This is a genomic window from Pseudomonas sp. Kh14 (assembly GCF_900291005.1).
Taxonomy (GTDB): Bacteria; Pseudomonadota; Gammaproteobacteria; order Pseudomonadales; family Pseudomonadaceae; genus Aquipseudomonas; species Aquipseudomonas alloputida.
Window position 1 is genome coordinate 184,122 of the sequence record NZ_OLKJ01000010.1, and the last position, 24,808, is coordinate 208,929.

The window sequence follows — 24,808 nt, forward strand, 5'->3', positions numbered from 1 at the left end:
CCGTTGCCGGTTCTACTCGGAACGCTTGATCAGCCGCTCGATCCGCGCATCCAGCCGGCGCTTGATTTCGTTCTCGATATGCGGGGTAAAGTCGTTGATCACGTCCTGCATGATCATCTGTGCTGCGGCGCGCAGCTCGCTTTCCAGGTGCAGCAGGGTGTCCTGGCGGCGGGTCTGCGGGTCGTCCTCAGGTTCGGCAGCTACCGGTTCGGTGGGTGCCGCGGGGTCGCTGGCGGCTTCGTCCAGCAGCAACGGAATCTGCTCTACCGTCTCGGTGAGCAGTGGCGGTTGCAGGTCGGCGTCGCCAAGCAGCTGACGGATCGACTCGAGGTCATCGAGCAGATGGGCGGAATCGGGCAAAGGGGAGGGCTTGTCCATCGTCGTCAAAGTCGCTGTAAGCGGTGGTCTTGCAGAGCATAGCCCTGTTCACGGTAGAAACGGAATCGTTCACGGGCTGATTGGCGGATAGCCGGCTCTTCAACAACGATTTCGGCCACCCGCTCGAACTGCCCGACAAAGCCCGGCACGCTGGCGCCGAGGTTGATCAGCAGACCGTGGTGCTCGCCGGCGTTGTCAGTCAGGCCCAGAACCACGTCAGCATCGGCATGCACCTCGGCGAGGTCGTGGGGCACGAAGGCCTCGCCCTTGAAGCGCCACAAGCGTTGGTCCAGTTCAATGCGCTGTTCTGCATCCTGGCAGTGCAGATAGACCCGGTGGCCGAGGCGCCAGGCCTTCTCGCACAGCTTGCAGGCGAAATCGAGCCGCGCCGACAGCGAGTCGGTGGGCAGAATGTAGAAGTCGACTTTGCTCATGGTGGGAATCGCCGGCCGGTGGCGCGCAAGGCACCACCGGCTTCACGGCTTCAGGCGCCAGCGCGGTCCAGCAGGTACTGGGTCAGCAGAGGTACCGGGCGGCCAGTGGCGCCTTTGTCCTTGCCGCCACTGACCCAGGCGGTACCGGCAATGTCCATGTGCGCCCAGTTGTACGCTTTGGCGAAGCGCGACAGGAAGCAACCCGCGGTGATCGTACCGGCCTTCGGCCCACCGATGTTGCCCATGTCGGCGAACGGGCTGTCCAGTTGCTCCTGGTATTCCTCGAACAGCGGCAATTGCCAGGCACGGTCGTCGGCGCGCTTGCCGGCATCGAGCAACTGCCCGACCAGGTCGTCGTTATTGCCCATCAGGCCGGAGGTGTGGCTGCCCAGGGCGACGATGCATGCGCCGGTCAGGGTGGCGATGTCGATGACCGCCTGCGGCTTGAAGCGCTCGGCGTAGGTCAGGGTGTCGCACAGCACCAGACGGCCTTCAGCGTCGGTGTTGAGGATTTCCACGGTCTGGCCGCTCATGGTGGTGACGATGTCACCTGGGCGGGTGGCACCGCCGCTTGGCATGTTCTCGGCGCAGGCCAGCAGGCACACCAGGTTGATCGGCAGTTGCAGCTCGAGCACTGCACGCAGGGTGCCGAACACGCTGGCGGCGCCGCACATGTCGTACTTCATTTCATCCATGCCGGCGCCTGGCTTGAGGCTGATGCCGCCGGTGTCGAAGGTAATGCCTTTACCCACCAGCACGAATGGCTTGTCGGCCTTTTTGCCGCCCTGGTAATTGAGCACGATCAGGCGTGGCGGCTGGTCGCTGCCCTGGCCCACGGCGTAGAACGCGCCCATGCCCAGGTCCTTGATCTTTTTCTCGTCCAGTACTTCAACCTTGAGGGCCTTGTGCGCCTTGCCCAGCTCTTTCGCCTGTTCGGCCAGGAAGCTTGGGTGGCAAAGGTTGGGCGGCAGGTTGCCGAGGTCGCGGGTGAAGGCCATACCGCTGGCGATGGCGCTGGCATGCTTGACCGCACGCTCGACTTCGGCCTGGCCGGCTTTGTCGGCCAGCAGGGTGACCTTTTTCAGCGCACGCGGCTCGGCTTTCTGGCTTTTGAAACGGTCGAACACATATTCGCCGTCCAGCAGGGTTTCGGCCAGCAGGCGGTACTTGCCGTAATGGGCGTCGCGGTTGCTGACCGCGATATCGTCCAGGGCCAGTACTGCGTCAGCGCCGTTCAGGCCCTTGAGCACGCCAGCGACACTGGCCACCAGTTTGCGCCAGGCGCGGTCGCCAAGGGCTTCTTCCTTGCCGCTGCCCACCAGCAGCACGCGCTCGGCCTTCAGGCCCGGAAGGTTCTGTAGCAGCAGGGTCTGGCCCGGCTTGCCGGCCAGGTCGCCGCGTTTGAGCACGGCGCTGATGGCGCCTTCGCAGGCCTGGTCGACAGCCTGGGCAACAGCGCCGAGCTTGCGTTTTTCACCGATTGGAAGGACCAGGGTGGCGGTTTTTACAGATGCAGCAGCTACGCTTTTTACAACCAGTTCCATGTCAGGATCCCCGAATGATCGATACGAATGGCGCTGTGTGTTCCAGCGCTCTGGACGGGCCTGGCCGCGTCGTCGCGCACCAGCGGAAAAGCTGCCAGTTTGAGCCTGTGGCAAGCGTGCTGACAACCCCGATGTGCGCCTTCGTACGCGGCCAAGTGACAGGGGCGGTCAATCACAGGATAATGCGCGCACTTTACATGGAGGTTCGCCTTTGGCGAACCGGCATTGGTCTTGGATGTACTAAGTCATTGTTTGGCGCCATTGCATGGCAGTCCGCCCTGACAACCCAGGAGTGTCTGGTTTGATCGTCTTTCGTTATCTGTCCCGCGAGGTCCTGGTCACCTTGAGCGCCGTCAGCGCTGTGCTGTTGGTGATCATCATGAGCGGGCGCTTCATCAAGTACCTGGCCCAGGCTGCCCAGGGCGTGCTCGACCCTGGCGTGTTGTTCCTGATCATGGGCTTCCGCTTGCCAGGCTTCCTGCAACTGATCCTGCCTCTGGGGCTGTTCCTCGGCATCCTCCTGGCTTACGGGCGCCTGTACCTGGAAAGCGAGATGACCGTGCTGTCGGCCACTGGCATGAGCCAGCAGCGCCTGCTGGGCATGACCATGGCGCCGGCTGCCCTGGTTGCCCTGCTGGTGGCCTGGCTGAGCCTGAGCCTGGCCCCCCTGGGCGTTGCCCAGGTGCAGCAGATCATCAGCCAGCAGGATGCCCTGACCGAGTTCGACACCTTGGTCCCGGGCCGCTTCCAGACCTTGCGTGATGGCTCGCGGGTAACCTATACCGAGCAACTGTCGGATGACCGCATCAACCTGGGCGGGGTGTTCATCTCCGAGAAGCGCTTCAACCAGGACAAGACCAAGGATCGCGCCCCGTCGGTGTTGGTCGCCGAGAAAGGCCACCAGGAAATCCAGGCCGACGGCAACCGCTACCTGGTGCTGGAAAACGGTTACCGCTACGACGGCAACCCAGGCCAGGCCGACTATCGCGCCATCAAGTACGACACCTACGGTGTGCTGCTGCCCAAGCCGGAAGTCGCCGAGGAAGTGACCGAGCGCGAAGCGCTTCCCACCTCCGAACTGATCGGCAAGGAGGGCCTGCGTGAGCGCGCCGAGCTGCAATGGCGGCTGTCGCTGCCGATCCTGGTGTTCGTCGTCACCCTGCTGGCGGTGCCACTGTCGCGGGTCAACCCGCGCCAGGGCCGCTTCCTCAAGCTGCTGCCGGCAATTCTTCTGTACATGGCCTACCTGACAATGCTGATTTCCGTACGCGGCGCCCTCGAGAAGGGCAAACTGCCGATCGCCCTGGGCATGTGGTGGGTCCACGGCCTGTTCCTGCTGATCGGCCTTGGCCTGATGTACTGGGAGCCGCTGCGCCTGAAACGTGCCGCCCGCCGTGCGGAGGTGGCCCATGGCTAAGCTCGATCGCTACATCGGCCAGAGCGTGCTGCTGGCCATCCTGGCGGTGCTGGGGATCATCCTCGGCCTGGCTTCGCTTTTCGCCTTCATCGATGAAATGGGCGACCTGAGTGACACCTACACGGTGATGGAAGCGGGCAACTTCGTCCTGCTTACCGCACCTCGGCGGCTGTATGAAATGCTGCCAATGGCCGCCCTGATCGGTTGCCTGATCGGCCTGGGCAGTCTGGCCAGCAGCAGCGAGCTGACCATCATGCGTGCGGCCGGCGTGTCCATCGGCCGTATCGTCTGGGCGGTGATGAAGCCGATGCTGGTGCTGATGCTGGTGGGGCTGCTGATTGGCGAATATGTGGCACCGGTGACCGAGAACAAGGCCCAGGCCGACCGTTCCCTGGCCCAGGGTGGTGGTGAAGCACAAAGCTCAAAACGTGGCATGTGGCACCGCCAGGGCGAGGAGTACGTGCACATCAACGCCGTACAGCCCGATGGCCTGCTGCTGGGCGTGACCCGCTACCGCTTCGACAGCGAGCGCAAGATTGTCACCTCGAGCTTTGCCCGCCGTGCGCAGTACCAGAACGACCACTGGCTGCTCGCCGATGTGCGTACCACCTACTTCCGCGGCGACCACACCGAGGTGGTCAACGCGCCGGAGGAGCGCTGGGATGTTTCGCTCACGCCAGAACTGCTCAATACCGTGATCCTCGCGCCGGAGTCGCTTTCGATTACCGGGTTGTGGGATTACATCCACTACTTGTCTGATCAGGGGCTGAACAACTCCCGCTACTGGCTGGCGTTCTGGACCAAGGTGCTGCAGCCGATGGTAACGGCGGCCCTGGTGCTGATGGCGATCTCGTTCATCTTTGGCCCGCTGCGTTCGGTAACCCTTGGTCAGCGCGTGTTCACGGGTGTACTGGTGGGCTTCGTGTTTCGCATTGGCCAGGACCTGCTTGGGCCGTCGAGCCAGGTATTCGGCTTCCCGCCACTGCTGGCGGTGGTGATACCAGCGGGCATCTGTGCCTTGGCCGGTGTGTGGTTGTTGCGCCGGGCAGGTTAATAGCCTGAGCTGCACAAGAAAGCCGACCTCAGGGTCGGCTTTTTCATGGGTGTTAATCTGGCCCGGCCTCTTCGCGGGTAAACCCGCTCCTACAGGTATCGCGCAGGCATCAGGAAACGGCCCGAACCGGCAACTCCAATCCTCTGGCTCATTTCTTCTGTTTAGGCACTCGCACCAGCTGGCTTTCCGAATAGATGTCATGCCAACCACGCTTGCGCTTGTCGATCAGCACCCAGAAAAAACCCAGCCCCAGGCACAGCCATGAGGCGATCGACACGACGAACCGCAACAGCGCCTGCCACAGGCTGATGGCCGAGCCATCGGCATTCTGCACCCGAACGCCCCATACCTGCATACCCAGCGTCTGCCCGCCGTGGGTCCAGAACTTGGCAAAGAAGCCGAACAGGGCAAACAGCAATACCGTAGACAGCAATGGGTCGCCATCCAGTGCGCCGGCCTCGGTCAGCTCGCGCATGCGTGCTTCGCCGATGATCGACATCTGAATCATCTTGTAGGCGCCGGCGGTCACGATCAGCAGTGCGGTGCACAGTAAAAAGTCATAGAACATCGCTGCCAGGCGCCGGCCCAGGCCGACCGGCGGAAAATCTCCCTGGGGAGTGAGTAGAGGCTTGGACATGCAGGACGCTCCAAAAGACGAGCCCACTATTCTACGGGCAAAAAAAAGCCCCTGCACTTGGCAGGGGCTTTTCAAAGTCTGGCGCTGGATCAGACAGGTTGAACCTTGTCAGCCTGCATGCCTTTCTGGCCCTGGACTGCTTCGAAGGTGACTTGCTGGCCTTCTTTCAGGCTCTTGAAGCCGTTGCCTTCAATAGCGCGGAAGTGAACGAAGAGATCCGGACCGCTTTCTGGGGTGATGAAGCCGTAACCTTTTTCGTCATTGAACCACTTGACGGTACCCTTCTGACGCTCAGCCATTGTCTTATTTCCTATGAAACTTAAATTTTGATGACAGTTACTTTCGCACTTTTTTGTAAGCGAAAGATTACTGGGCTGGGTTGCAGGAAGTAAGAGACGTCGAACGGGTTGTAGCAAATCTCGGCTACTGGCCCAGGTCACGAACTGTTGCGACCCATGCAAACACAGTGCAGTGACTCTACGCCAACTCCCGAGCGAAAAACAAGCCCTTGGTCGTATGGAAAACTGGCGGCTTGCCGATAACCGACCGATTTGTCGGAAACGGCATGGCGCCTGGCCTGGCGCCATGTTCAAAAGTTATTGTGCAGGTTCGAAAACGAATATGTCTACGCTGCCCAAAACCTTCACAAAGCCGTTTCAGCCACGGTAGTAACGTGGTGTCACGAAAGGCATTTTACTGACTTTCAAGGCCACCTTCTTGCCGCGCACGACAGCAAAAAGTGGCGTGTCGAGGGCGCTATGTTCACTATCGATATAACCCATTGCAACCGGTGCGCCGAGTGTCGGGCCAAATCCGCCGCTGCACACTTTGCCTACCGGTTTGTCGTTGGCATCTACTATATCCGCACCCTCACGTACTGGCGTGCGCTCTTGCGGCAACAGGCCGACACGTTTGCGCGCCACGCCATCGCGCTGTTGGGTGAAGATCGCCTCGGCGCCCGGGAAACCCGCTGCGCGTGCACCATCGGCACGGCGCACTTTGGAAATCGCCCACAGCAGGCTGGCTTCGATCGGCGTAGTCTCGCTGTTCATGTCATGGCCATACAGGCACAGGCCAGCTTCCAGGCGCAGCGAGTCGCGTGCGCCCAAGCCGATCGGCTGTACTTCCGGCTCGGCCAGCAGGCGGCGAGCCAGGGCGTCGGCAGCGTTGACCGGTACCGAGATCTCGTAGCCGTCTTCGCCGGTGTAGCCCGAGCGGCTGACGAAGCAGTCCACCTCCAGCAGTGTTACTCGGCGGAACTGCATGAAGGTCATGCCGGCCACTTCTGGGGCCAGGCGTTCCAGCACCTTGACTGCAGCCGGGCCTTGCAGGGCGAGCAGGGCACGCTCCTCGAACAGCGGCTGCACCTCGCAACGGTTGCCAATGTGGGATTGCAGGTGAGCCAGGTCCTGGTCCTTGCAGGCAGCGTTGACCACCAGGAACAGGGTGTCGTCGCCCAGGTTGGCCACCATCAGGTCATCGAGAATGCCGCCTTGCTCATTGGTGAACATGGCATAGCGCTGCATGCCCACCGGCAGGTCGATGATGTCCACCGGTACCAGGCTTTCCAGCGCCTTGGCGGCGTCAGCGCCTCGCAGAATGATCTGGCCCATGTGCGAGACGTCGAACAGGCCGGCCTGCTCGCGGGTGTGCAGGTGCTCCTTGAGCACGCCCAGCGGGTACTGCACCGGCATGTCGTAGCCGGCGAACGGCACCATGCGCGCACCCAGTTCCAGGTGCAGGGCGTGCAGTGGGGTCTTGAGCAGTGTTTCGGACATCGGTGACTCCTTGGTGTTGTTGTCGGGTCAACATTCGATGATGTTGACGGCCAGGCCGCCACGGGCGGTCTCTTTGTATTTGCTTTTCATGTCGGCGCCGGTCTGGCGCATGGTGCGGATGACCTTGTCCAGCGACACGTAGTGCTGCCCGTCGCCGCGCAGGGCCATGCGGACCGCGTTGATGGCCTTCACCGAGCCCATCGCATTGCGCTCGATACAGGGCACCTGCACGAGGCCGCCGATCGGGTCGCAGGTCAGGCCCAGGTTGTGTTCCATCCCTATTTCGGCGGCGTTCTCCACCTGCTGCACGCTGCCGCCCATCACTTCGCACAGCGCCCCGGCGGCCATCGAGCAGGCGACGCCGACCTCGCCCTGGCAGCCCACTTCGGCCCCGGAGATGGAGGCGTTTTCCTTGTACAGGATGCCGATGGCTGCGGCAGTGAGCAGAAAGCGCACCACCCCGTCCTCGCTGGCACCGGGGACGAAGCGCATGTAGTAGTGAAGGACTGCCGGGACGATGCCCGCTGCGCCGTTGGTAGGGGCGGTGACCACACGACCGCCATTGGCGTTTTCCTCGTTCACCGCCAAGGCGTAGAGGTTGACCCAGTCGAGCACAGACAGGGCGTCACGCAGGCTGGCTTCCGGGTGGCCGCTCAGTTGGCGGTACAGGGCCGGCGCGCGGCGTTTGACCTTGAGCCCTCCTGGTAATATGCCCTCATGCTGGCAACCTGCCGCGACGCAATCTTGCATCACCTGCCAGATGCGCAGCAGCCCGGCTCGGGTTTCTGCTTCAGGGCGCCAGGCGGACTCGTTGGCCAGCATCACCTGGCTCACCGACAGGTCATGCGCGGTGCAGTGGCCGAGGAGCGCCTTGGCGGTCTTGAACGGATAGGCCAGCACCGTTGTGTCCTCGACGATGCGGTCGTGGCCGGCAGCGTCCTCGTCGACCACGAAACCACCGCCAACCGAGTAGTACTCGCGGCTTCGGATTTGCAGGCCTGCGTCGTCGAACGCGCGGAAGATCATGCCATTGGGGTGGTAGTCCAACGGCTTGCGGATCATCGCCAGGTGCTGCTTTTCGATGAACGCAATGCTTTGCTCGCCCAGCAGGTTGATGCGTCCGCTGTCGCGGATGACCTGAAGGCGGGCGGGAATGCTGTCGGTGTCGATAATGTCCGGGTGTTCGCCTTCAAGGCCCAGCAGCACGGCTTTGTCACTGCCGTGGCCTTTGCCTGTGGCGCCCAGTGAGCCATACAGCTCGGCTTTGACGCTGGCGGTGCGGGCCAGCAGGCCGTCACGGCGCAGCCCTTCGGCAAACCGCGCAGCGGCGCGCATCGGGCCGACCGTGTGGGAGCTGGAGGGACCGATGCCGATCTTGAACAGGTCGAAGACGCTCAGTGACATGTTGACCTCCTGCCAGTTTGTTGGGCGGACGTTGAGCCCTGTAGGAGCGGTTTACCCGCGAATGCGGCGGTATAGCCACCATCGCATTCGCGGGTGAACCCGCTCCTACACAGAGCCCGCCACCCAAGCCAGGTGGCGGGGTGGGGCTATCAGACGTCCTGATAGCTCTCGATCGACGGGCAGGCGCACACCAGGTTGCGGTCGCCGAACACGTTGTCGACCCGGCCGACCGGCGGCCAGTACTTGCCTTCCACCAGGCTCGCCAGGGGGTATACCGCCTGCTCGCGGCTGTAGCCATGGGTCCATTCGCCAACCAACTCAGCCGCAGTATGCGGTGCGTTTTTCAGCGGGTTGTCGTCCTTGTCCAGGCTACCGTTCTCCACCGCGCGGATTTCTTCGCGGATCTGGATCATGGCGTTGCAGAAGCGGTCCAGTTCTTCTTTGGACTCACTCTCGGTCGGTTCGATCATCAGCGTGCCAGCCACCGGGAAGGACATGGTCGGAGCGTGGAAGCCGAAGTCGATCAACCGCTTGGCCACGTCGTCGACACTGATGCCGCTGGTGTCCTTCAGTGGGCGCAGGTCGAGAATGCACTCGTGAGCCACCAGGCCGTTACCGCCGGTATACAGAACAGGATAGTGCTCTTCCAGGCGGCGGGCGATGTAGTTGGCGTTGAGGATTGCCATCTGCGAGGCACGTTTGAGGCCGGCACCGCCCATCATGCGGATATACATCCATGTGATTGGCAGGATGCTGGCGCTACCGAAGGGCGCAGCGCATACCGCGCCTTGGGTGTTTTCCAGCTGGGCATGGCCTGGCAGGAACGGCGCCAGGTGCGACTTGACGCCAATCGGGCCAACGCCCGGGCCACCACCACCGTGCGGGATGCAGAAGGTCTTGTGCAGGTTCAGGTGGGAAACGTCGCCGCCGAACTTGCCGGGTGCGCACAGTCCGACCATGGCGTTCATGTTGGCGCCATCGATATACACCTGGCCACCGTTGTCGTGGATGATCGCGCAGATTTCGCCGATCGCTTCCTCGAACACGCCGTGGGTCGACGGGTAGGTGATCATGATTGCAGCCAGGCGCTCGCGGTGCTCAATGGCTTTGGCGCGCAGGTCCTCGACATCGACGTTGCCACGGGCGTCACAGGCGGTAACCACGACACGCATGCCAGCCATGTGTGCGGTGGCCGGGTTGGTGCCATGGGCCGACGATGGGATCAGGCAGATATCGCGGTGGCCTTCACCACGGCTGCGGTGGTAGGCGCGGATCGCCAACAGCCCGGCGTATTCGCCCTGCGAGCCGGCGTTGGGCTGCAGCGACACGGCATCATAGCCAGTGGCCGCGCACAGCATGGCCTCCAGTTCGGTGGTCATCTGCAGGTAGCCCTGGCTCTGCTCGGCCGGGGCGAATGGGTGCAGGTTGCCGAACTCGGCCCAGGTGACCGGGATCATTTCGCTCGCGGCGTTCAGCTTCATGGTGCACGAGCCCAGCGGGATCATGCTGCGGTCCAGCGCCAGGTCCTTGTCGGCCAGGCGGCGCAGGTAGCGCATCAGCTCGGTTTCGCTGTGGTAGCGGTTGAACACCGGGTGTTCGAGAATGGCCGACTGGCGCAGCAGGGCAGCAGGCAGCAGGGAACCGGTGCTGGCGGCCAGTGCGGTGAAGTCAGGCTGTGCCTGCTCGCCACCCAACAGCTGCCACAGCGACTCGACGTCAGCCTGAGTGCTGGTTTCGTCCAGAGACAGGCCCACATGGGCGGCATCGATCTGGCGCAGGTTGATGCCCTGGGCGCGTGCCTTGTCATGCAGGCTGGCGGTGGCAGTGCCGGTGGCCAGGGTCAGGGTATCGAAGGCGCTGGCGCCCACCACTTGTACGCCCAGCGCCTTCAGGCCGGCGGCGAGGATCGCGGTCAGGGCGTGGGTGCGCTCGGCAATGCGCTTGAGGCCGGCAGGGCCGTGGTACACGGCGAACATGCTGGCAATGTTGGCCAGCAGCACCTGGGCGGTGCAGATGTTGCTGGTGGCCTTTTCGCGGCGAATGTGCTGCTCGCGGGTCTGCATGGCCAGACGCAGGGCGGTTTTGCCGAAGCGGTCGATCGACACGCCGACCAGGCGGCCAGGCATGTCGCGTTTGAACGCGTCGCGGGTGGCGAAGTAAGCCGCGTGCGGGCCACCGAAGCCCAGTGGCACGCCGAAGCGCTGGGCGCTGCCGATGGCCACGTCGGCGTCGAATTCGCCCGGTGGGGTCAGCAGGGTCAGGGCCAGCAGGTCTGCCGCTACGGCGACCAGGGCGTTGGCAGCATGGAAGCGCTGTACGACCTCGCGGTAGTCGAACACTTCACCGTTGCTGGCCGGGTATTGCAGCAGAGCGCCGAAGAAGGCGCTGACATCGCCCAGCTCGCGTTCGTCGCCAACCACAACCTCGATACCCAGCGGCTCGGCACGGGTGCGCAGCACGTCGAGGGTTTGTGGGTGACAGTGCACGGAGGCGAAGAAGGCATGGCTGGACTTGTTCTTCGACAGGCGCTTGCAGAAGGTCATGGCCTCGGCCGCAGCAGTGGCTTCGTCGAGCAAGGAGGCGTTGGCGATCGGCAGGCCGGTGAGGTCGCTGATCAGGGTCTGGAAGTTCAGCAGCGCTTCCAGGCGGCCCTGGGAAATTTCTGGCTGATACGGGGTGTAGGCGGTGTACCAGGCCGGGTTTTCCAGCAGGTTGCGCAGAATCGGCGCCGGAGTGTGGGTGTTGTAGTAGCCCTGGCCGATGTAGCTTTTGAACAGCTGGTTCTTGCCGGCGATGGCCTTGAGTGCGGCGAGTGCGTCGGCCTCGCTCTGGCCGTCGTGCGAGCCAAGCACGCTGGTGCCTTTGATGCTGTCGGGGATGACCGCAGCGGTCATGGCGTCCAGCGAGTCGAAGCCCAGTGCAGTGAGCATGGCCTGTTCGTCAGCGGCGCGCGGGCCTATGTGACGGGCGATGAATTCGTTGGCGGTGCCGAGGTTGATGGTCATGGCGGGATTCCTCAGGCGTCGTCGTTGGCTTTGAGCAGGCGATCGTAGGCGTCCTGGTCGAGCAGAGCGGTTACCGCTTCTGCATCGGCAGGGATGAAGCGGAAGAACCAGCCTTCGCCCATCGGGTCTTCGTTGACCAGTTCCGGGCTGTCTTCGAGCTGGCCGTTGACCTCGACCACTTCACCCGTCAGTGGCATGTACACGCCGCTGGCGGCCTTGACCGATTCGACGGTGGACGCTTCGCTGCCTTTCTCATACTGCTGCAACTCTGGCAGTTGCACGAAAACCACGTCGCCAAGGGCATTCTGGGCGTAGGCGGTGATGCCCACGGTGACGCTGCCATCGGCTTCGACGCGCAGCCATTCGTGATCTTCAGTGAAACGCAACTCGCTCATGGGGAATCCTCGGGAAGCAGGGCGTTGGGGGCGCGGTGGCGCCGCGCTCTTAGGGTAGGATTCCCTTAGCAATAATGCGGCCAACCAATAAAACTTCTTATTTATCAATGTATTACGTAAATAGAGTTGAAGGCCGTATTTTTCGTGTGGAATGATATCGTTACAGATACTCATGGGAGGAAAAGGGTTTGAGCATCAAACCCTTGTGCACCCACGGCGAGGAGGGTGTGTATCGTTTTCGCTACGACGTAGCGAAAACGATACATGTGGTGCCTGGACTGGCGAGGTGCCAATGGCCTTCGGTCATCTCACTTTCAGCAGATGATCCAGCGAAAACACGCCGGCGCCACGGGCGACCAGGAGCAGCAAGAGCCCTGCCCAGGTCAGGTGGGTGGGCCACGCATCGGGGTAGACGAACACTTCGATCACCAACGTCATGCCCAGCAGTGCCAGCGCCGATAGCCGGGTCATCAGCCCGAGCACCAGCAATAGCGGGAACAAGTGCTCAGCGTAGGCGGCCAGGTGCGCTGCAAGCCAGGGCGAGAGTAGCGGCAGCGCGTACTCGGTGCGGAACAGCTCATAGGTGCCGGGTGTAAGGGTGAGGAAACCCTCCACTTTGGTGCGTCCGGAAAGAAAGAATATCGAGGCGATCCCGAACCGGGCGACCAGGCACAACAGGTCATCGCTCAAACGGCGCTCGAGGCTCTGTGCAACGTGGTTCCAGGCGCGCCGCAGGCTGCTGGCCGGGGGCGTGAAATCGGCACTAGCCATGATGGTGTTCTCCTGTGAAAGCGAGTGGGCGAAAAGCCTGGGCCGTCATCAGGCGCCCGAGCATCTCGGTGAAATTTAGGTCGGTTTCAGCGTGTCGCGCCAGGTCCGAGGCCTGCATCAGCGACTGTCCGGCAGCACAGGCCTTGAGAAACGCATGGCCACCTTTTCCCAGTGGTTGGTGGCATACGCCATCAGCGGAGCCGACAAACAGCACCCCTTCGCCCACCCATGGCTGGTCATCGGGCCAGGCAACCTGCTCGCGGGCGCAGCGCCACAGGCTGTAAACAGGGTGCGCCTCGCACCAGTACCAGCGAGCACTGGCACGGGGGTGCAAGCAACCGTGATCAAGATCGCTGGGGGTCATGCCTGCCAGCTCGACAAGGTTCAGGCACGTTTCGTACGGCGCACTGAAGGCTTCTGTCCAACGCAGGTCCAGGCGGGCGACTTCCGCCAAATACGGCACAGCGTGCTGTGACTGAATGTCTTCGAGGAAATCCGGGAAGGTCGCGCCGTAGCAGATCAGCCGGGGATCGCTGGGGGGGAATTGCCGCGCATAGACTGCCGCGGTCTCATCCATCCAGGCGCGCCCGACGAGTGTGCACACGCTCGGAAAGTTTGCGCGCAGCGCATCCACGCAGCCGGCCAACACCGTGTTGCGATAAACCGCGAACGCCGCTTGTTCGGTCACTCCCGAAAGCTGAGGAGCGGGACGGGAATAGAGAGCCTCGATGAACGCTTGCTGGAACTGACCAAGGGAAAGGTTCATGGCAATACACCTGGGCGAGTCATGATCGACTGTGCGATGGACCGTTCAGCAAGCAGTTCGGTGAACGGGGGAAGCTTGTCGTCACGTTCAATGAGGGTCGGGCGCGGGCCGACACGGGAAACCAGTTTGCGGTACAGCGCCCATACAGGCTCGACCACCTGCGCATCATGAGAGTCGATCAACAGGCTGCCTTGGTCATCGTCGCTGTGCCCGGCCAGATGAATTTCTGTGATGGCTTGCGCTGGAAAGCGGTCCAGGTAGGCAGTTGCCGAGAACCCCAGATTGTGAGCACTCACATAGACGTTGTTGATGTCCAGCAGCAGACCACAACCGGTGCGACGTGTCAGTTCGTCAAGAAAGTCGATCTCGTCCCAGTCATGGCCCTGCAGTTGCAAGTAATGACTGGGGTTTTCGATGGATATCCGCCGGCCCAATACCTCCTGGCATCGCTGGATGTTTTCAGCGATGCGCCGCAGGGCTTCGTTGCTGCGCGGAAATGGCAGCAGGTCTGGATGGTAGTGTCCCTGCCAGGTTGACCAGGCCAGGTGCTCTGATACAAGTACCGGTTTGGTCTGATCGCACAGTGCGCGCAGACGCTGCAGATGGTCCTGATCGGGGGCCGCGTCAGCCGCAAGCGAAAGTGCCACACCGTGCAATGAAACCGGGTGCCGTTCTGCGATTCGGTTCAGCCAGGCAAGGCGAGGGCCTCCGACCATGTAGTTCTCCGGGTGAACTTCAAACCAGAGCCCTTCGAGATTGCACGCCAGCGCCTGGTCGTAGTGCTCGGCCTTCAGGCTGACTCCGGCGCCCATTCGTGCGTCTGCGTTCATGGTCGGTTTCCCCTGATCAAGACTTGATAGGTGTCAGCTAGCCCATGCCGGCGGGTGTCTTGATCGATGTGCAGGTGCCGGCGGGGACGTTTTTCCAGTGCATGCCGTCGTAGTCCTTCTTCGCACTGCCAGCGCAGCTGGTGCCGGCGCCGGCCTTGCAATCGTTCTTTCCTGCCATGGCGACGCCGTAGCATTTTTCCATGGCAGCGCCATTGCCTGCGGGTTGCGTGCTGTCGGCCGCCATGGCGGCGCCTGCAAGCGTGGCAAGCGCGAGCGCTGCGGTGGTGAGGGCGAGGGTTTTCATGGTCAATCTCCTGAGAGTGTGGCCGTGGTCTATACCGGCGGCTCATGGAGTAATTCGTGCCTCGCGTAAAAAGGGTTACAGCCTTGGGAGAATTTTTTTCAGGGCCTGTCTTCACAAGCTGATGTCGAGGCCAAGGGCATGGCATATTTGCAGCACCTGCGTGCCACACGCCGGGAGCGGATGAATCAAGTCAATTGTATTCAGGGTGTAACCCAGGCGACCCATGCAGCGAACTAACTCACAGGATGAGCTCGAGGCTCGCGAGGCCCGATTGAAAGCACTGTTGCTTCGGGGGCTGACAGGCGACCAGCTGGCCTATCAGGATTTTCTTGGCACGCTTGCGCTGCATGTACGTGCGTTTCTGCGCAGCCGTCTGAGCAGGCGCCCGGCCGAGATAGAGGACATGGTGCAGGATGTGCTGCTGGCGGTACATAACGCGCGCCACACTTACCTGCCGCAGCAGCCTTTGACTGCTTGGGTGCAGGCCATCGCCCGTTACAAGCTGGCGGATCATCTGCGAAGTGTTTCACGTCGCGACGCCCGGCATGATGTGCTGGATGATGATGCGCAACTGTTTGCCGTCTCGGAGGTTGAATCAACCGAGGCCAGCCGAGACCTGACCAAGTTGCTCAAGCAACTGCCAGAGCGGCAACGACTGCCGATTGTTCATGTCAAGCTGGAGGGGTTGTCTGTCGAAGAGACGGCACAACTTACCGGGCTTTCCAGTTCAGCGGTAAAGGTTGGGATACATCGAGGTCTGAAAGCGCTATCCAGGCTGATTGGAGGAGCCAACAACCATGAAGACTGACGATTTGATTGCCTTGCTGGCCGCAGGCGAAGGGCCAGTGCCGCGCCACGCCGTTAGCAGGCGGATGGCAGTGGCTGTGCTGGGCGGGCTGACCGCAGCACTGCTGCTGACTATTACCCTTTACGGTGTACGCAGTGATATCACAGAGGTCGCACAAACCCCGCTGTTCTGGGGCAAAGTCGCCTTTCCAACCAGCTTGGCGTTGATCGGGCTGTGGTTGACGAGCCGCTTGGCCAGGCCAGGAGGGAAGGGCGCTGCAGGCTGGAAAATGCTTGGCTTGCCACTGCTGCTGGTTTGGTGCGGGGCGGCGGTCAGTATCGCCGGGGCGCCTGTGGATGCGCGCGCCGAACTGTTGTTCGGGCGCACATGGCGTACCTGCGCACTGAATATCGCGTTGTTGTCGGTGCCGGCCTTTGTCACCGTGTTCTGGGCGCTGAAAGGCCTGGCGCCCACCCGCTTGCGGCTGGCAGGTGCTGCCGGTGGCCTGCTGGCGGGCTCGAGCGCAACGGTGGCCTACTGCCTGCATTGCCCGGAAATGGGCGTGCCGTTCTGGGGTGTGTGGTATGTCCTCGGCATGCTCGTGCCGACGGTGTTTGGTGCCTGGTGGGGCCCCCGTATGCTGCGTTGGTAGGCTGTGCCGGCAGGCCCCACGCAACTCAGAACGACGTTCTGATTGCCTGCCCTGTCTTCAAAGGCTAGTGACCTCGTTTAACCCGCAACAAACCAGGGCAATGCCAGGTACAGCTTGATCACGATGACATTGATGATGTCGATGAAGAACGCCCCCACCATCGGCACCACCAGGAAGGCGAGGTGCGAGGCCCCATAGCGTTGTGTCACCGCTTGCATGTTGGCGATGGCTGTCGGTGTAGCACCCAGGCCGAAGCCACAGTGGCCGGCAGCCAGGACTGCTGCATCGTAGTTGCGCCCCATTACCTTGAACGTCACGAAGATTGCGAACAGCGCCATGACCAGTGTCTGTGCGGCCAACAAAGTAAAGAAGGGTAATGCCAGGGCTGCCAGGTCCCACAACTTGAGCGACATCAAGGCAATGGCCAGAAACAGGGACAAACTCACATTGCCCAGTACCGACACTTCCCGTTCGAATACTTTGTAAACGCCTAAAGCCCGAAGCCCATTGCGTAACAGCACGCCGACGAAGAGTACGCAAACAAATGTCGGCAGTTCGAATGCTGTGCCTTTCAACAAGCCATTAAGTAATGTACCGGTCAGTAAGCTGACAGCAATAAGTGCCAGAGTTTCTATAAATGAAAACGAGGTGATCAGGCGCTCTCTGTCCGGTTGTTCAAAGCCCTTGGGTAACTGCGGTGCTTCTTCTTGCACCCCAGGCGTTTCGACCCGTTTGATCAGCAACCGGGCGACTGGACCACCAATCAAACCGCCCAACACCAGGCCGAAAGTGGCAGAGGCCATTGCCAGTTCCGAAGCCGAAGCCAGGCCGAACCGCTCGGTGAAAGTCGCGCCCCAGGCAGCGCCTGTGCCGTGGCCACCCGACAAGCTGATCGAACCGGCCAGCAGGCCCATCAGCGGGTCGAGCCCCAATGCTGTTGCCAGGCCGATGCCCATGGCGTTCTGAACCATTAGCAAACCCGTCACCACCAGAAGGAATACGGCGACCACCCGTCCACCCTTCTTCAGGCTTGCGAAGTCTGCACTCAAGCCGATGGTAGCGAAGAATGCCAGCATCAACGGTGTTTGCAACGAGGTATCAAATTGGACGTGTACATCGAAACTGCGCAATGCCAGGAGTGACAAGGCAACGACCAGGCCGCCTGCAACAGGCTCCGGGATATTGTATGCGCGCAGGAAACCAATGCGTGCGACCAGGCCGCGTCCCAGTAGCAGTACCAAAGAGGCGGCTACAAGTGTCCCGTAAAAATCGAGTTCGAACATCAGGGTACTCTTCGTTCAAGGTGACAAGCAAAATTACAATGTCGCCATTCTACGGGGAGCACTCCAGTCAAATGTGGCTGAGCGGCTAGGAAAAGTCCGATTCAATTATGGGTTTTGACCACAGTCGTTATGGTTTCCCGGGTATTCCATATTTACGCAGCCTCTGCGCGATAGCCGTGTGCGAAGTTTGCAAGCGCCCGGCCAGTTGCCGTGTTGACGGGTAGCTGGCGTATAAGCGCTGTAACAGTTCGCGCTCGAAATCACCTACAGCCTGTTCCAGGCTGGCCACTTCGCCATCTTGCCCGCGTGCCACCGAGGTGCCGGCGATGTCCAGGTCGCCGATATCCACCAGGTTGCCCTCGCAGATCGCCGCGGCGCGGAAGATCACGTTCTGCAACTGGCGCACATTGCCCGGCCAAGGGTTGGCCAGCAGTGCCGAATGAGTGGAGGGGGTCAGCCGACAGGCTGGGCGCTGGATCTGCGTGCACGCCTGCTGCATGAAGAAGTGCGCCAGCATCAGGATGTCCTGGCCACGGTCGCGAAGCGGCGGTACCTCCAGGTTAAGCACGTTCAGACGGTAGAACAGGTCTTCGCGGAAGCTGCCTTCGGCGACCATGCGCTCCAGATCGCGGTGGGTGGCGCTGATGATGCGCACATCCACCTTCACTTCGCGGTCGCCACCCACCCGGCGGAAGCTGCCATCGCTGAGAAAACGCAGCAGCTTGGCCTGCAGGTATGGCGACATTTCACCAATTTCATCGAGAAACACGGTGCCCTGGTTGGCCAGTTCCATCAGCCCAGGCTTGCCACCTCGTTGCGCACCGGTAAAGGCCCCCGGCGCGTAGCCGAACAGCTCGCTTTCGGCCAGGCTCTCGGGCAGCGCTGCGCAGTTCAGGGCCAGGAACGGGGCCGCGTGGCGGCTGCTGACGGCATGGCAGGCGCGGGCTACCAGTTCTTTGCCGGTGCCGGTCTCGCCGTGCACCAGCAGCGGTGCATCGAGCGCAGCCACGCGTAAGGCACGGGCTTTGAGGGTGCGGATGGCCGGCGACTCGCCCAGCAAGGCATCGAAGCCTTCAGCGTGGTCGTGGTGCAGGGCCGACAGGCGTTCGCCCATACGCGAGGGGGGGGACAGCGTCAGCAGGCCACCGGCGTTGGTAATCGGCATGGCGTCCAGCAGCAGGCTATGGCCGTTCAGCTGCATTTCGCGCATGGGCAGGTGGAAGTTGTTGTCCAGCAGCGCTTGCAGCAGCGCGGGGTCGCCAAACAGCTCACCTACCGAGCGCCCGGCAGATTCGCGGCCGCACAGTTCGATCAGCGCCGGGTTGGCCAACAGCACCAGGCCTGCGCTGTCTACCGCCAGCACTGGGTCGCTCATGGCGGCCAGCAGGGCATCGAGCTGTAGGTGGCGGCGCTGGCCGGGGAGGATGTCGACCACGTCCACCGATTGCACGCCGTGTACTTCGAACAGCGCGTCGTGCAGTTCTTCAAGTACGGCGGGGCTGAGGGTGGGGGCGTCGATGTAGACGTTCGGCGGGACCATCTCCACGGCGTCCAGGTTGAGGTTGCGGGCACCGAGCAGGGCGAGAACTTCCTGGGTGATGCCGACGCGGTCGATGAAGCTGACGTGGATGCGCATGGGGTTCGAACAGTTGGCAATGGAGGCCGCCAGTATGCCCTGAGACGGGTGTCAGGCCCAAGGTTGGCGGTGGCGCATTCGCGGGCGTGCCCGCTCCCACAGGGTTGCTGCTGTAGGGGCAGGCTTGCTCGCGAAAAGGGTCACTCCAGATGTTCAGGTTTGATCGGGTCGCCCGATTTCACATCGAGCTTTTCGCGAATGTCCGCGAACATATGGTCATAGAGCTTGTGCGGCGAACTCAGGGTCTCGAATTTCTTCGGCGGCGCCAGATACGACTGCGCCTTGCGGGTCAGTAGCATGAGGAAGCTGGGCAGGACCTGGTCCTTGGCCAGGAAGAACTTTTCTTCCACGGGCTTGCCTTCAATGCTTCCATGCATGTGGAACTGAATACCTCTGCCTTCCTTGGGGTCCGACACGGCCTCGTACTCGATATTCAGGTCATAGCTGTGGTCGGCGTTGTTCAGCGCAGTGCGCTCGATGTGTACATGACCGGAGTGATACTGGGCCATGGCTATCTCCTTTGGAAGGTCGAAAATGGCGGGCCGCGTAAGCCCGCCGACTGCATTCAACGGTAGCTGATCCCCGGCTTCGCGGTGGAAACCCGAGTGCCGGCAGTGCCTTTGACGATGTCTTCGATGTTCTCCAGCGAACTGATCACCGCCACCTTGCCGGTGTTGCGGGCAAAGTCGCAGGCGGCCTGCACCTTCGGCCCCATGGAGCCGGCGGCAAACCCCAGCGTTTCCAGCGCGTCCGGGTGGGCCTGGGCGATAGCCTTCTGCGTCGGTTTGCCCCAGTCAATGTAGGCTGCATCGACGTCAGTGGCGATAATCAGAAGGTCGGCTTCCAATTGCTCGGCCAGCAGCGCCGAGCACAGGTCTTTGTCGATCACCGCCTCGATGCCTTTGAGCTTGCGGTTTTCATCGTACATGGTGGGGATGCCGCCACCGCCTGCGCAAATCACGATGCTGCTTTTTTCCAGCAGCCACTTGATCGGGCGAATTTCGAAGATGCGCTTGGGTTTCGGGCTGGCTACCACGCGGCGGTACTTGTCGCCGTCGGCCTTGACCACCCAGCCCTTCTCCTTGGCCAGGCGCTCGGCCTCTTCCTTGCTGTAGACCGGGCCGATGAATTTGGTCGGATCCTTGAAGGCCGGGTCGTTGGCATCCACTTCCACTTGGGTGAGCAAGGTGGCGAATGGCACCTCGAAGGCCAGCAAGTTGCCCAGTTCCTGTTCGATCATGTAACCGATCATGCCCTCGGTCTCGGCACCCAGCACGTCCAGCGGGTAGGCCTCGTCTGGCTTGTACGACAGGGCCTGAAGCGACAGCAGACCCACTTGCGGGCCGTTGCCGTGGGCGATGACCAGCTCGTTGCCAGGGTGAATCTTGGCGATCTGTTCGGTGGCGGTGCGGATATTGGCGCGCTGGTTGTCAGCGGTCATGGGCTCGCCGCGACGAAGCAGGGCGTTGCCGCCCAATGCAACAACGATACGCATGGTAATGTCCTTTGATGAAAGAGGGGACGCTGCTCTCGGACCGTACCGCTCCCCGGTGTAGGAGCGGGTTTACCCGCGAATGCGTCGGTAGCACCAACAGCGTTACCTGGGCTGACGCATTCGCGGGTGAACCCGCTCCTACACACACACACAAGGGCGGGGTGGCCGCGCTGTCGAGACAGCCCTTACAGATCAGCCAGGGTCGATACCAGGATCGCCTTGATCGTGTGCATGCGGTTTTCCGCCTGCTCGAAGGCGATGCACGCTGGCGACTCGAACACGTCATCGGTCACTTCGATGCCGTTGGCCAGGTCCGGGTATTGTTCAGCGATCTGCTTGCCTACCTTGGTTTCGGAGTTGTGGAATGCCGGCAGGCAGTGCATGAACTTGGTCCGCGGGTTACCGGTGGACTTCATCAGTTCGGCATTCACCTGATAAGGCTTGAGCTGCTTGATGCGCTCACCCCAGGCTTCGATCGGCTCGCCCATCGATACCCACACGTCGGTATGGACAAAGTCGACACCCTTGACCGCGGCTTTCGGGTCTTCGGTGAGGGTAATGCGTGCGCCGCTTTCTTCAGCGTACTGCTTGCAGCGCTCGACCAGGTCGTCATGTGGCCACAGTGCCTTGGGCGCGGCGATGCGCACATCCATGCCCAGCTTGGCGCCGATCAGCAGCAGCGAGTTGCCCATGTTGTTGCGCGCATCGCCCAGGTAGGCGTAGCTGATGTCGTGCAGTGGCTTGTCGCTGTGCTCACGCATGGTCAGCACGTCGGCGATCATCTGGGTCGGGTGGTATTCGTCGGTCAGGCCGTTGAACACCGGTACGCCGGCGAACTTGGCCAACTCTTCGACGATTTCCTGCTTGAAGCCACGGTACTCGATGGCGTCATACATGCGCCCGAGCACACGGGCGGTGTCCTTCATGCTTTCCTTGTGGCCAATCTGCGAGGAGTTGGGGTCGATGTAGGTGACGTTGGCGCCTTGGTCATAGGCTGCTACTTCGAAGGCACAACGGGTACGGGTGGAGGTTTTTTCGAAGATCAGGGCGATGTTGTTGCCCTTCAGGTGCTGCTGCTCGGTGCCCGTGTACTTGGCGCGCTTGAGGTCGCGGGACAGGTCCAGCAGGTAGCGCAACTCACGGGTGGTGTGGTGTTCCAGGCTGAGCAAGTTGCGGTTGTGAATGTTGAACGCCATGACAGTTTCTCCTTGAGTTCGGTGATGTCCCGGCCGCCACTTCATGGGTGCGGCCGGGCGTAATGGTCGTTAGTAGTCGATCGGGTCGCGCACGATAGGGCAGGTCATGCAGTGGCCGCCGCCACGGCCCCGGCCCAGTTCGCCGGCGCTGATGGTGATGACTTCGATGCCGGCCTTGCGCAGCAGGGTGTTGGTGTAGGTGTTGCGGTCGTAGCCAATGACCACGCCCGGCTCGATGGCCACCACGTTGTTACCGTCATCCCACTGTTCGCGCTCGGCGGCGAAGCTGTTGCCGCCGGTCTCGACCACGCGCAGCTGGACGCCCAGTTGCTCGCCCACCACTTCGATGAACGACTTGTTGATGCGGCGTACATCCATGCCGTAAGGCTTGCTTTCGTCCGGGCGGATGATGAATGGCACAATCTCTTTCACCACTTCCGGGAAGACCGTGACCAGGTCGCGGTCGCAGAAGCTGAATACAGTGTCCAGGTGCATGGCGGCGCGGGACTTTGGCAGGCCTGCGACGATCACTTCCTTGACGGCGCCCTTGGCGAACAGGTTTTGCGCCAGCTGGCCGATGGCCTGGCGTGAGGTGCGCTCGCCCATGCCGATCAGCACGATGCCATTGCCGATCGGCATCACATCACCGCCTTCGAGCGTGGCATTGCCATGGTCCTTGTCCGGGTCGCCATACCACACCTGGAAGTCGGCCTCGGTGAACTCCTTGTGGAACTTGTAGATGGCGGTGGTCAAAAGCGTTTCCTGGCGACGCGCCGGCCAGTACATCGGGTTCAACGTCACGCCGCCGTAGATCCAGCAAGTGGTGTCGCGTGTGAACTGGGTGTTGGGCAGTGGTGGCAGGATGAAGCTGGAGTGGCCCAGGTAGTCGTTGTACATCTTCACGACATCGGCGCCTTCGCTCTGTGGCAGGTCCTGGCCCGCCACGCCGCCGATCAGGAATTCGGCCAGGTGGCGTGGCTCCAGGCCTTCGAGCCAGCTGCGCACTTCGTTGGTCAGGCCTACGCCGACGGTGTCAGGGGTGATCTTGCGGTCGAGGATCCACTTGAGGGCCTCTTTGTTCTGCACGATATCGGTCAGCAGGTTGTGCATCTCCAGCACATCCACACCACGCTCGCGCATCTTGGTGACGAAGTCGAAATGGTCACGCTTGGCCTGGTCGACCCAGATCACGTCGTCGAACAGCAGTTCGTCACAGTTGCTCGGCGTCAGGCGCTTGTGCGCCAGGCCTGGGGCGCAAACCATCACTTTGCGCAGTTTGCCGGCTTCGGAGTGGACACCGTACTTCTGTTTTTCAGCGGACATGGTTTCATTCCTCCAATTGAGCGAAGACGTGGGTCAAAGGGTCAGGAAGCCGTCATACAGGCCAAAGGCTGCCACCAGGGCGCCAATGACCACGGCTGCGAAGATCAGTTTTTCCACGTTGGTGAAGACCGGTTTGCCCACCTCACGCTTGGCCTTGGCGAACAGGATGGCGCCAGGTGCGTAGAGCAGGGCAGAGAGCAGCAGGTATTTCACGCCGCCGGCGTACAGCAGCCAGATGGCGTACAGCAGGGCGATACCACCAATGATCAGGTCCTTCTTGCGTTCGGCCAGGGCCTGCTCGTAGGTTTCGCTGCGCAGTGCCAGCAGGAACGCATAGGCTGCCGACCACAGGTAGGGCACCAGGATCATCGAGGTGGCCAGGTAGATCAGGGACAGGTAGGTGCTGCTTGAGAACAGCGTGATTACCAGAAAGATCTGCACCATGGCGTTGGTCAGCCACAGGGCGTTGGCCGGTACCTGGTTGGCATTCTCGCGGCGCAGGAACTCCGGCATGGTGTGGTCCTTGGCGGCGGCGAACATGATCTCGGCGCACAGCAGCACCCATGACAACAGGGCTCCCAGCAGCGAGATGATCAAGCCGACGCTGATCAGCACCGCGCCCCAGTGGCCGACCACATGTTCCAGCACGGCAGCCATCGACGGGTTCTGCAGTTTGGCCAGCTCCGGTTGGGTCATGATGCCCAGCGACAGCACGTTGACCAGCACCAGGAACAGCAGCACGGTAATGAAGCCGATGACCGTGGCCTTGCCCACGTCAGAGCGCTTTTCCGCACGGGACGAGAAGATGCTTGCGCCCTCGATGCCAATGAACACCCACACGGTGACCAGCATCATGTTGCGCACCTGGTTCATGACACTGCCAAGCTCTGGCGTGCCTACGGCCCAGATATCGGCGGTGAAGATGTCGAGCCTGAAGGCGAACAGGCAGATCAGGGCGAACAGCACCAGCGGCACCACTTTGGCCACAGTGGTGACCAGGTTGATGAACGCCGCTTCCTTGATGCCGCGCAGTACCAGGAAGTGCACCGCCCACAACAGGATCGATGCGCCAATGATGGCGGCTGGGGTGTTGCCTTCACCGAAGATCGGGAAGAAGTAACCCAGGGTGCTGAACAGCAGCACGAAGTAGCCGACGTTGCCCAGCCAGGCACTGATCCAGTAGCCCCAGGCCGAGGAAAAGCCCATGTAGTCGCCGAAGCCAGCCTTGGCATAGGCATACACCCCGCCATCCAGGTCGGGCTTGCGGTTGGCCAGAGTCTGGAACACGAAGGCCAGGGTCAGCATGCCGACGGCAGTGATCCCCCAGCCGATCAGCACGGCCCCAACCCCTGCGCTGGCGGCCATGTTTTGTGGCAGCGAGAAGATACCGCCGCCAATCATCGAGCCGACGACAAGTGCAACTAACGCGCCGAGCTTTAGTTTTCCGGATGAATCAGACATTTAACAACTCCTGCCAGGAGAAAGTTGACGACAGAATAGATCCGACGCCTTTGCCTTGACCTGACTTGCGTCAGTTTAAGGCGACGTGAAGGTAGGAAATCTCCTTCACGGGTGCTCCTGGAGAATGCCGAAAGCTTGAGCTGCAGGCCTTGCGTACTGGCACCTCCATGTCCTTCTAGAGCAAACGCTCTGTTCAGCCTGCGATGCTTGAAACTAGCTGCTTTTGCCGCTTTCGCAAATTTTCCACAAGAATTTCGA

At 61.6% G+C, this 24,808-nt stretch carries 24 protein-coding genes; 4 read left to right on the top strand and 20 right to left on the bottom strand.

Annotation, left to right across the window (positions count from 1 at the left end; all coding sequences use genetic code 11):
* Positions 1 to 12: 12 nt before the first annotated feature.
* Genes FQ668_RS04445 through FQ668_RS04455 form a run of 3 tightly spaced genes read right to left on the bottom strand, consistent with a single transcriptional unit; the run spans position 13 to position 2,356 of the window.
* Entirely contained in the window at positions 13 to 378 is a 366-nt protein-coding gene (locus FQ668_RS04445; RefSeq protein ID WP_019437023.1) for a hypothetical protein, read from the bottom strand.
* 5 nt (positions 379 to 383) lie between these two features.
* Complete coding sequence (locus FQ668_RS04450; RefSeq protein WP_014589838.1) at positions 384 to 812, bottom strand: DNA polymerase III subunit chi; 429 nt, start codon at positions 810 to 812, stop codon at positions 384 to 386.
* Between the two features lie 50 nt (positions 813 to 862).
* On the bottom strand, positions 863 to 2,356 hold the full coding sequence (locus FQ668_RS04455; RefSeq protein ID WP_019437022.1) for a leucyl aminopeptidase: 1,494 nt from the start codon (positions 2,354 to 2,356) through the stop codon (positions 863 to 865).
* 301 nt (positions 2,357 to 2,657) lie between these two features.
* Here FQ668_RS04455 and lptF point away from each other — a divergent pair, with 301 nt between their 5' ends.
* Both lptF and lptG read left to right on the top strand, forming a co-directional pair.
* Positions 2,658 to 3,773, top strand: coding sequence for an LPS export ABC transporter permease LptF (gene lptF / locus FQ668_RS04465; RefSeq protein WP_004575655.1), 1,116 nt, complete (start codon positions 2,658 to 2,660; stop codon positions 3,771 to 3,773).
* Entirely contained in the window at positions 3,766 to 4,827 is a 1,062-nt protein-coding gene (gene lptG / locus FQ668_RS04470; protein WP_010952171.1) for an LPS export ABC transporter permease LptG, read from the top strand. Before lptF ends, lptG begins: the two co-directional genes overlap by 8 nt.
* Before the next feature lie 148 nt (positions 4,828 to 4,975).
* On the opposite strand, the gene FQ668_RS04475 is transcribed toward lptG, so the two are convergent.
* The 10 genes from FQ668_RS04475 to FQ668_RS04520 form a co-directional block, all read right to left on the bottom strand.
* Positions 4,976 to 5,464 (bottom strand): RDD family protein, encoded by a 489-nt coding sequence (locus tag FQ668_RS04475; RefSeq protein ID WP_003255094.1) that lies wholly within the window; start codon positions 5,462 to 5,464, stop codon positions 4,976 to 4,978.
* An 89-nt stretch (positions 5,465 to 5,553) separates the two neighbouring features.
* Entirely contained in the window at positions 5,554 to 5,763 is a 210-nt protein-coding gene (locus tag FQ668_RS04480) for a cold-shock protein (RefSeq protein WP_014589840.1), read from the bottom strand.
* A 357-nt stretch (positions 5,764 to 6,120) separates the two neighbouring features.
* Positions 6,121 to 7,242 carry a glycine cleavage system aminomethyltransferase GcvT gene (gene gcvT, locus FQ668_RS04485; RefSeq protein ID WP_014589841.1) on the bottom strand — a complete coding sequence of 374 codons (1,122 nt, stop codon included), beginning with the start codon at positions 7,240 to 7,242 and terminating at the stop codon, positions 6,121 to 6,123.
* Between the two features lie 27 nt (positions 7,243 to 7,269).
* The gene (locus FQ668_RS04490) at positions 7,270 to 8,646 is read right to left on the bottom strand and encodes an L-serine ammonia-lyase (protein WP_014589842.1); all 1,377 of its coding nucleotides are present in this window, start codon (positions 8,644 to 8,646) and stop codon (positions 7,270 to 7,272) included.
* 149 nt (positions 8,647 to 8,795) lie between these two features.
* The gene (gcvP, locus tag FQ668_RS04495) at positions 8,796 to 11,651 is read right to left on the bottom strand and encodes an aminomethyl-transferring glycine dehydrogenase (RefSeq protein ID WP_014589843.1); all 2,856 of its coding nucleotides are present in this window, start codon (positions 11,649 to 11,651) and stop codon (positions 8,796 to 8,798) included.
* 11 nt (positions 11,652 to 11,662) lie between these two features.
* Complete coding sequence (gcvH, locus tag FQ668_RS04500) at positions 11,663 to 12,046, bottom strand: glycine cleavage system protein GcvH (protein WP_003255087.1); 384 nt, start codon at positions 12,044 to 12,046, stop codon at positions 11,663 to 11,665.
* 303 nt (positions 12,047 to 12,349) lie between these two features.
* Complete coding sequence (locus tag FQ668_RS04505; RefSeq protein ID WP_019438102.1) at positions 12,350 to 12,817, bottom strand: DoxX family protein; 468 nt, start codon at positions 12,815 to 12,817, stop codon at positions 12,350 to 12,352.
* Positions 12,810 to 13,583: a DNA-binding domain-containing protein gene (locus FQ668_RS04510; protein WP_019438103.1), complete on the bottom strand. Its 774-nt coding sequence runs from the start codon at positions 13,581 to 13,583 to the stop codon at positions 12,810 to 12,812. The genes FQ668_RS04505 and FQ668_RS04510 overlap by 8 nt, the downstream gene beginning before the upstream one ends.
* Positions 13,580 to 14,413 carry a DUF692 domain-containing protein gene (locus FQ668_RS04515; RefSeq protein ID WP_023389722.1) on the bottom strand — a complete coding sequence of 278 codons (834 nt, stop codon included), beginning with the start codon at positions 14,411 to 14,413 and terminating at the stop codon, positions 13,580 to 13,582. The genes FQ668_RS04510 and FQ668_RS04515 overlap by 4 nt, the downstream gene beginning before the upstream one ends.
* Positions 14,414 to 14,450: 37 nt before the next feature.
* On the bottom strand, positions 14,451 to 14,717 hold the full coding sequence (locus tag FQ668_RS04520; RefSeq protein ID WP_144179896.1) for a DUF2282 domain-containing protein: 267 nt from the start codon (positions 14,715 to 14,717) through the stop codon (positions 14,451 to 14,453).
* A gap of 223 nt (positions 14,718 to 14,940) precedes the next feature.
* On the opposite strand from FQ668_RS04520, the gene FQ668_RS04525 reads away from it, so the two are divergent.
* Together FQ668_RS04525 and FQ668_RS04530 are read left to right on the top strand one after the other, a co-directional pair.
* Entirely contained in the window at positions 14,941 to 15,525 is a 585-nt protein-coding gene (locus FQ668_RS04525) for a sigma-70 family RNA polymerase sigma factor (protein WP_014589847.1), read from the top strand.
* Entirely contained in the window at positions 15,515 to 16,156 is a 642-nt protein-coding gene (locus FQ668_RS04530; protein ID WP_014589848.1) for a DUF1109 domain-containing protein, read from the top strand. Before FQ668_RS04525 ends, FQ668_RS04530 begins: the two co-directional genes overlap by 11 nt.
* A 77-nt stretch (positions 16,157 to 16,233) precedes the next feature.
* Here the strand turns inward: FQ668_RS04530 and gltS are convergent, their stop codons facing one another.
* The 7 genes from gltS to arcD form a co-directional block, all read right to left on the bottom strand.
* Positions 16,234 to 17,439: a sodium/glutamate symporter gene (gene gltS, locus FQ668_RS04535; protein WP_014589849.1), complete on the bottom strand. Its 1,206-nt coding sequence runs from the start codon at positions 17,437 to 17,439 to the stop codon at positions 16,234 to 16,236.
* Between the two features lie 127 nt (positions 17,440 to 17,566).
* Entirely contained in the window at positions 17,567 to 19,075 is a 1,509-nt protein-coding gene (locus FQ668_RS04540; protein ID WP_019438105.1) for a sigma-54-dependent transcriptional regulator, read from the bottom strand.
* Positions 19,076 to 19,215: 140 nt separating this feature from the next.
* Positions 19,216 to 19,584: a DUF5064 family protein gene (locus FQ668_RS04545; RefSeq protein WP_014589850.1), complete on the bottom strand. Its 369-nt coding sequence runs from the start codon at positions 19,582 to 19,584 to the stop codon at positions 19,216 to 19,218.
* 56 nt (positions 19,585 to 19,640) lie between these two features.
* Entirely contained in the window at positions 19,641 to 20,570 is a 930-nt protein-coding gene (gene arcC, locus FQ668_RS04550; RefSeq protein ID WP_014589851.1) for a carbamate kinase, read from the bottom strand.
* A 185-nt stretch (positions 20,571 to 20,755) separates the two neighbouring features.
* On the bottom strand, positions 20,756 to 21,766 hold the full coding sequence (locus tag FQ668_RS04555) for an ornithine carbamoyltransferase (RefSeq protein WP_010952185.1): 1,011 nt from the start codon (positions 21,764 to 21,766) through the stop codon (positions 20,756 to 20,758).
* 69 nt (positions 21,767 to 21,835) lie between these two features.
* Positions 21,836 to 23,089, bottom strand: a complete 1,254-nt coding sequence (gene arcA / locus FQ668_RS04560; RefSeq protein WP_014589852.1) for an arginine deiminase — start codon at positions 23,087 to 23,089, stop codon at positions 21,836 to 21,838.
* 33 nt (positions 23,090 to 23,122) lie between these two features.
* Positions 23,123 to 24,550, bottom strand: coding sequence for an arginine-ornithine antiporter (arcD, locus tag FQ668_RS04565; protein WP_014589853.1), 1,428 nt, complete (start codon positions 24,548 to 24,550; stop codon positions 23,123 to 23,125).
* Positions 24,551 to 24,808 lie beyond the last annotated feature (258 nt).

Bases quoted from the DNA above. Each gene is read 5' to 3' on its own strand.
- FQ668_RS04540 (WP_019438105.1), bottom strand. From the start codon at position 19,075: ATGCGCATCCACGTCAGCTTCATCGACCGCGTCGGCATCACCCAGGAA.
- FQ668_RS04455 (WP_019437022.1), bottom strand. From the start codon at position 2,356: ATGGAACTGGTTGTAAAAAGCGTAGCTGCTGCATCTGTAAAAACCGCC.
- FQ668_RS04490 (WP_014589842.1), bottom strand. From the start codon at position 8,646: ATGTCACTGAGCGTCTTCGACCTGTTCAAGATCGGCATCGGTCCCTCC.
- FQ668_RS04545 (WP_014589850.1), bottom strand. From the start codon at position 19,584: ATGGCCCAGTATCACTCCGGTCATGTACACATCGAGCGCACTGCGCTG.
- FQ668_RS04445 (WP_019437023.1), bottom strand. From the start codon at position 378: ATGGACAAGCCCTCCCCTTTGCCCGATTCCGCCCATCTGCTCGATGAC.
- FQ668_RS04505 (WP_019438102.1), bottom strand. From the start codon at position 12,817: ATGGCTAGTGCCGATTTCACGCCCCCGGCCAGCAGCCTGCGGCGCGCC.
- gltS (WP_014589849.1), bottom strand. From the start codon at position 17,439: ATGTTCGAACTCGATTTTTACGGGACACTTGTAGCCGCCTCTTTGGTA.
- lptG (WP_010952171.1), top strand. From the start codon at position 3,766: ATGGCTAAGCTCGATCGCTACATCGGCCAGAGCGTGCTGCTGGCCATC.
- FQ668_RS04525 (WP_014589847.1), top strand. From the start codon at position 14,941: ATGCAGCGAACTAACTCACAGGATGAGCTCGAGGCTCGCGAGGCCCGA.
- FQ668_RS04555 (WP_010952185.1), bottom strand. From the start codon at position 21,766: ATGGCGTTCAACATTCACAACCGCAACTTGCTCAGCCTGGAACACCAC.
- FQ668_RS04450 (WP_014589838.1), bottom strand. From the start codon at position 812: ATGAGCAAAGTCGACTTCTACATTCTGCCCACCGACTCGCTGTCGGCG.
- arcC (WP_014589851.1), bottom strand. From the start codon at position 20,570: ATGCGTATCGTTGTTGCATTGGGCGGCAACGCCCTGCTTCGTCGCGGC.
- arcD (WP_014589853.1), bottom strand. From the start codon at position 24,550: ATGTCTGATTCATCCGGAAAACTAAAGCTCGGCGCGTTAGTTGCACTT.
- FQ668_RS04475 (WP_003255094.1), bottom strand. From the start codon at position 5,464: ATGTCCAAGCCTCTACTCACTCCCCAGGGAGATTTTCCGCCGGTCGGC.
- FQ668_RS04530 (WP_014589848.1), top strand. From the start codon at position 15,515: ATGAAGACTGACGATTTGATTGCCTTGCTGGCCGCAGGCGAAGGGCCA.
- gcvT (WP_014589841.1), bottom strand. From the start codon at position 7,242: ATGTCCGAAACACTGCTCAAGACCCCACTGCACGCCCTGCACCTGGAA.
- FQ668_RS04515 (WP_023389722.1), bottom strand. From the start codon at position 14,413: ATGAACGCAGACGCACGAATGGGCGCCGGAGTCAGCCTGAAGGCCGAG.
- FQ668_RS04520 (WP_144179896.1), bottom strand. From the start codon at position 14,717: ATGAAAACCCTCGCCCTCACCACCGCAGCGCTCGCGCTTGCCACGCTT.
- arcA (WP_014589852.1), bottom strand. From the start codon at position 23,089: ATGTCCGCTGAAAAACAGAAGTACGGTGTCCACTCCGAAGCCGGCAAA.
- gcvP (WP_014589843.1), bottom strand. From the start codon at position 11,651: ATGACCATCAACCTCGGCACCGCCAACGAATTCATCGCCCGTCACATA.
- FQ668_RS04480 (WP_014589840.1), bottom strand. From the start codon at position 5,763: ATGGCTGAGCGTCAGAAGGGTACCGTCAAGTGGTTCAATGACGAAAAA.
- FQ668_RS04510 (WP_019438103.1), bottom strand. From the start codon at position 13,583: ATGAACCTTTCCCTTGGTCAGTTCCAGCAAGCGTTCATCGAGGCTCTC.
- gcvH (WP_003255087.1), bottom strand. From the start codon at position 12,046: ATGAGCGAGTTGCGTTTCACTGAAGATCACGAATGGCTGCGCGTCGAA.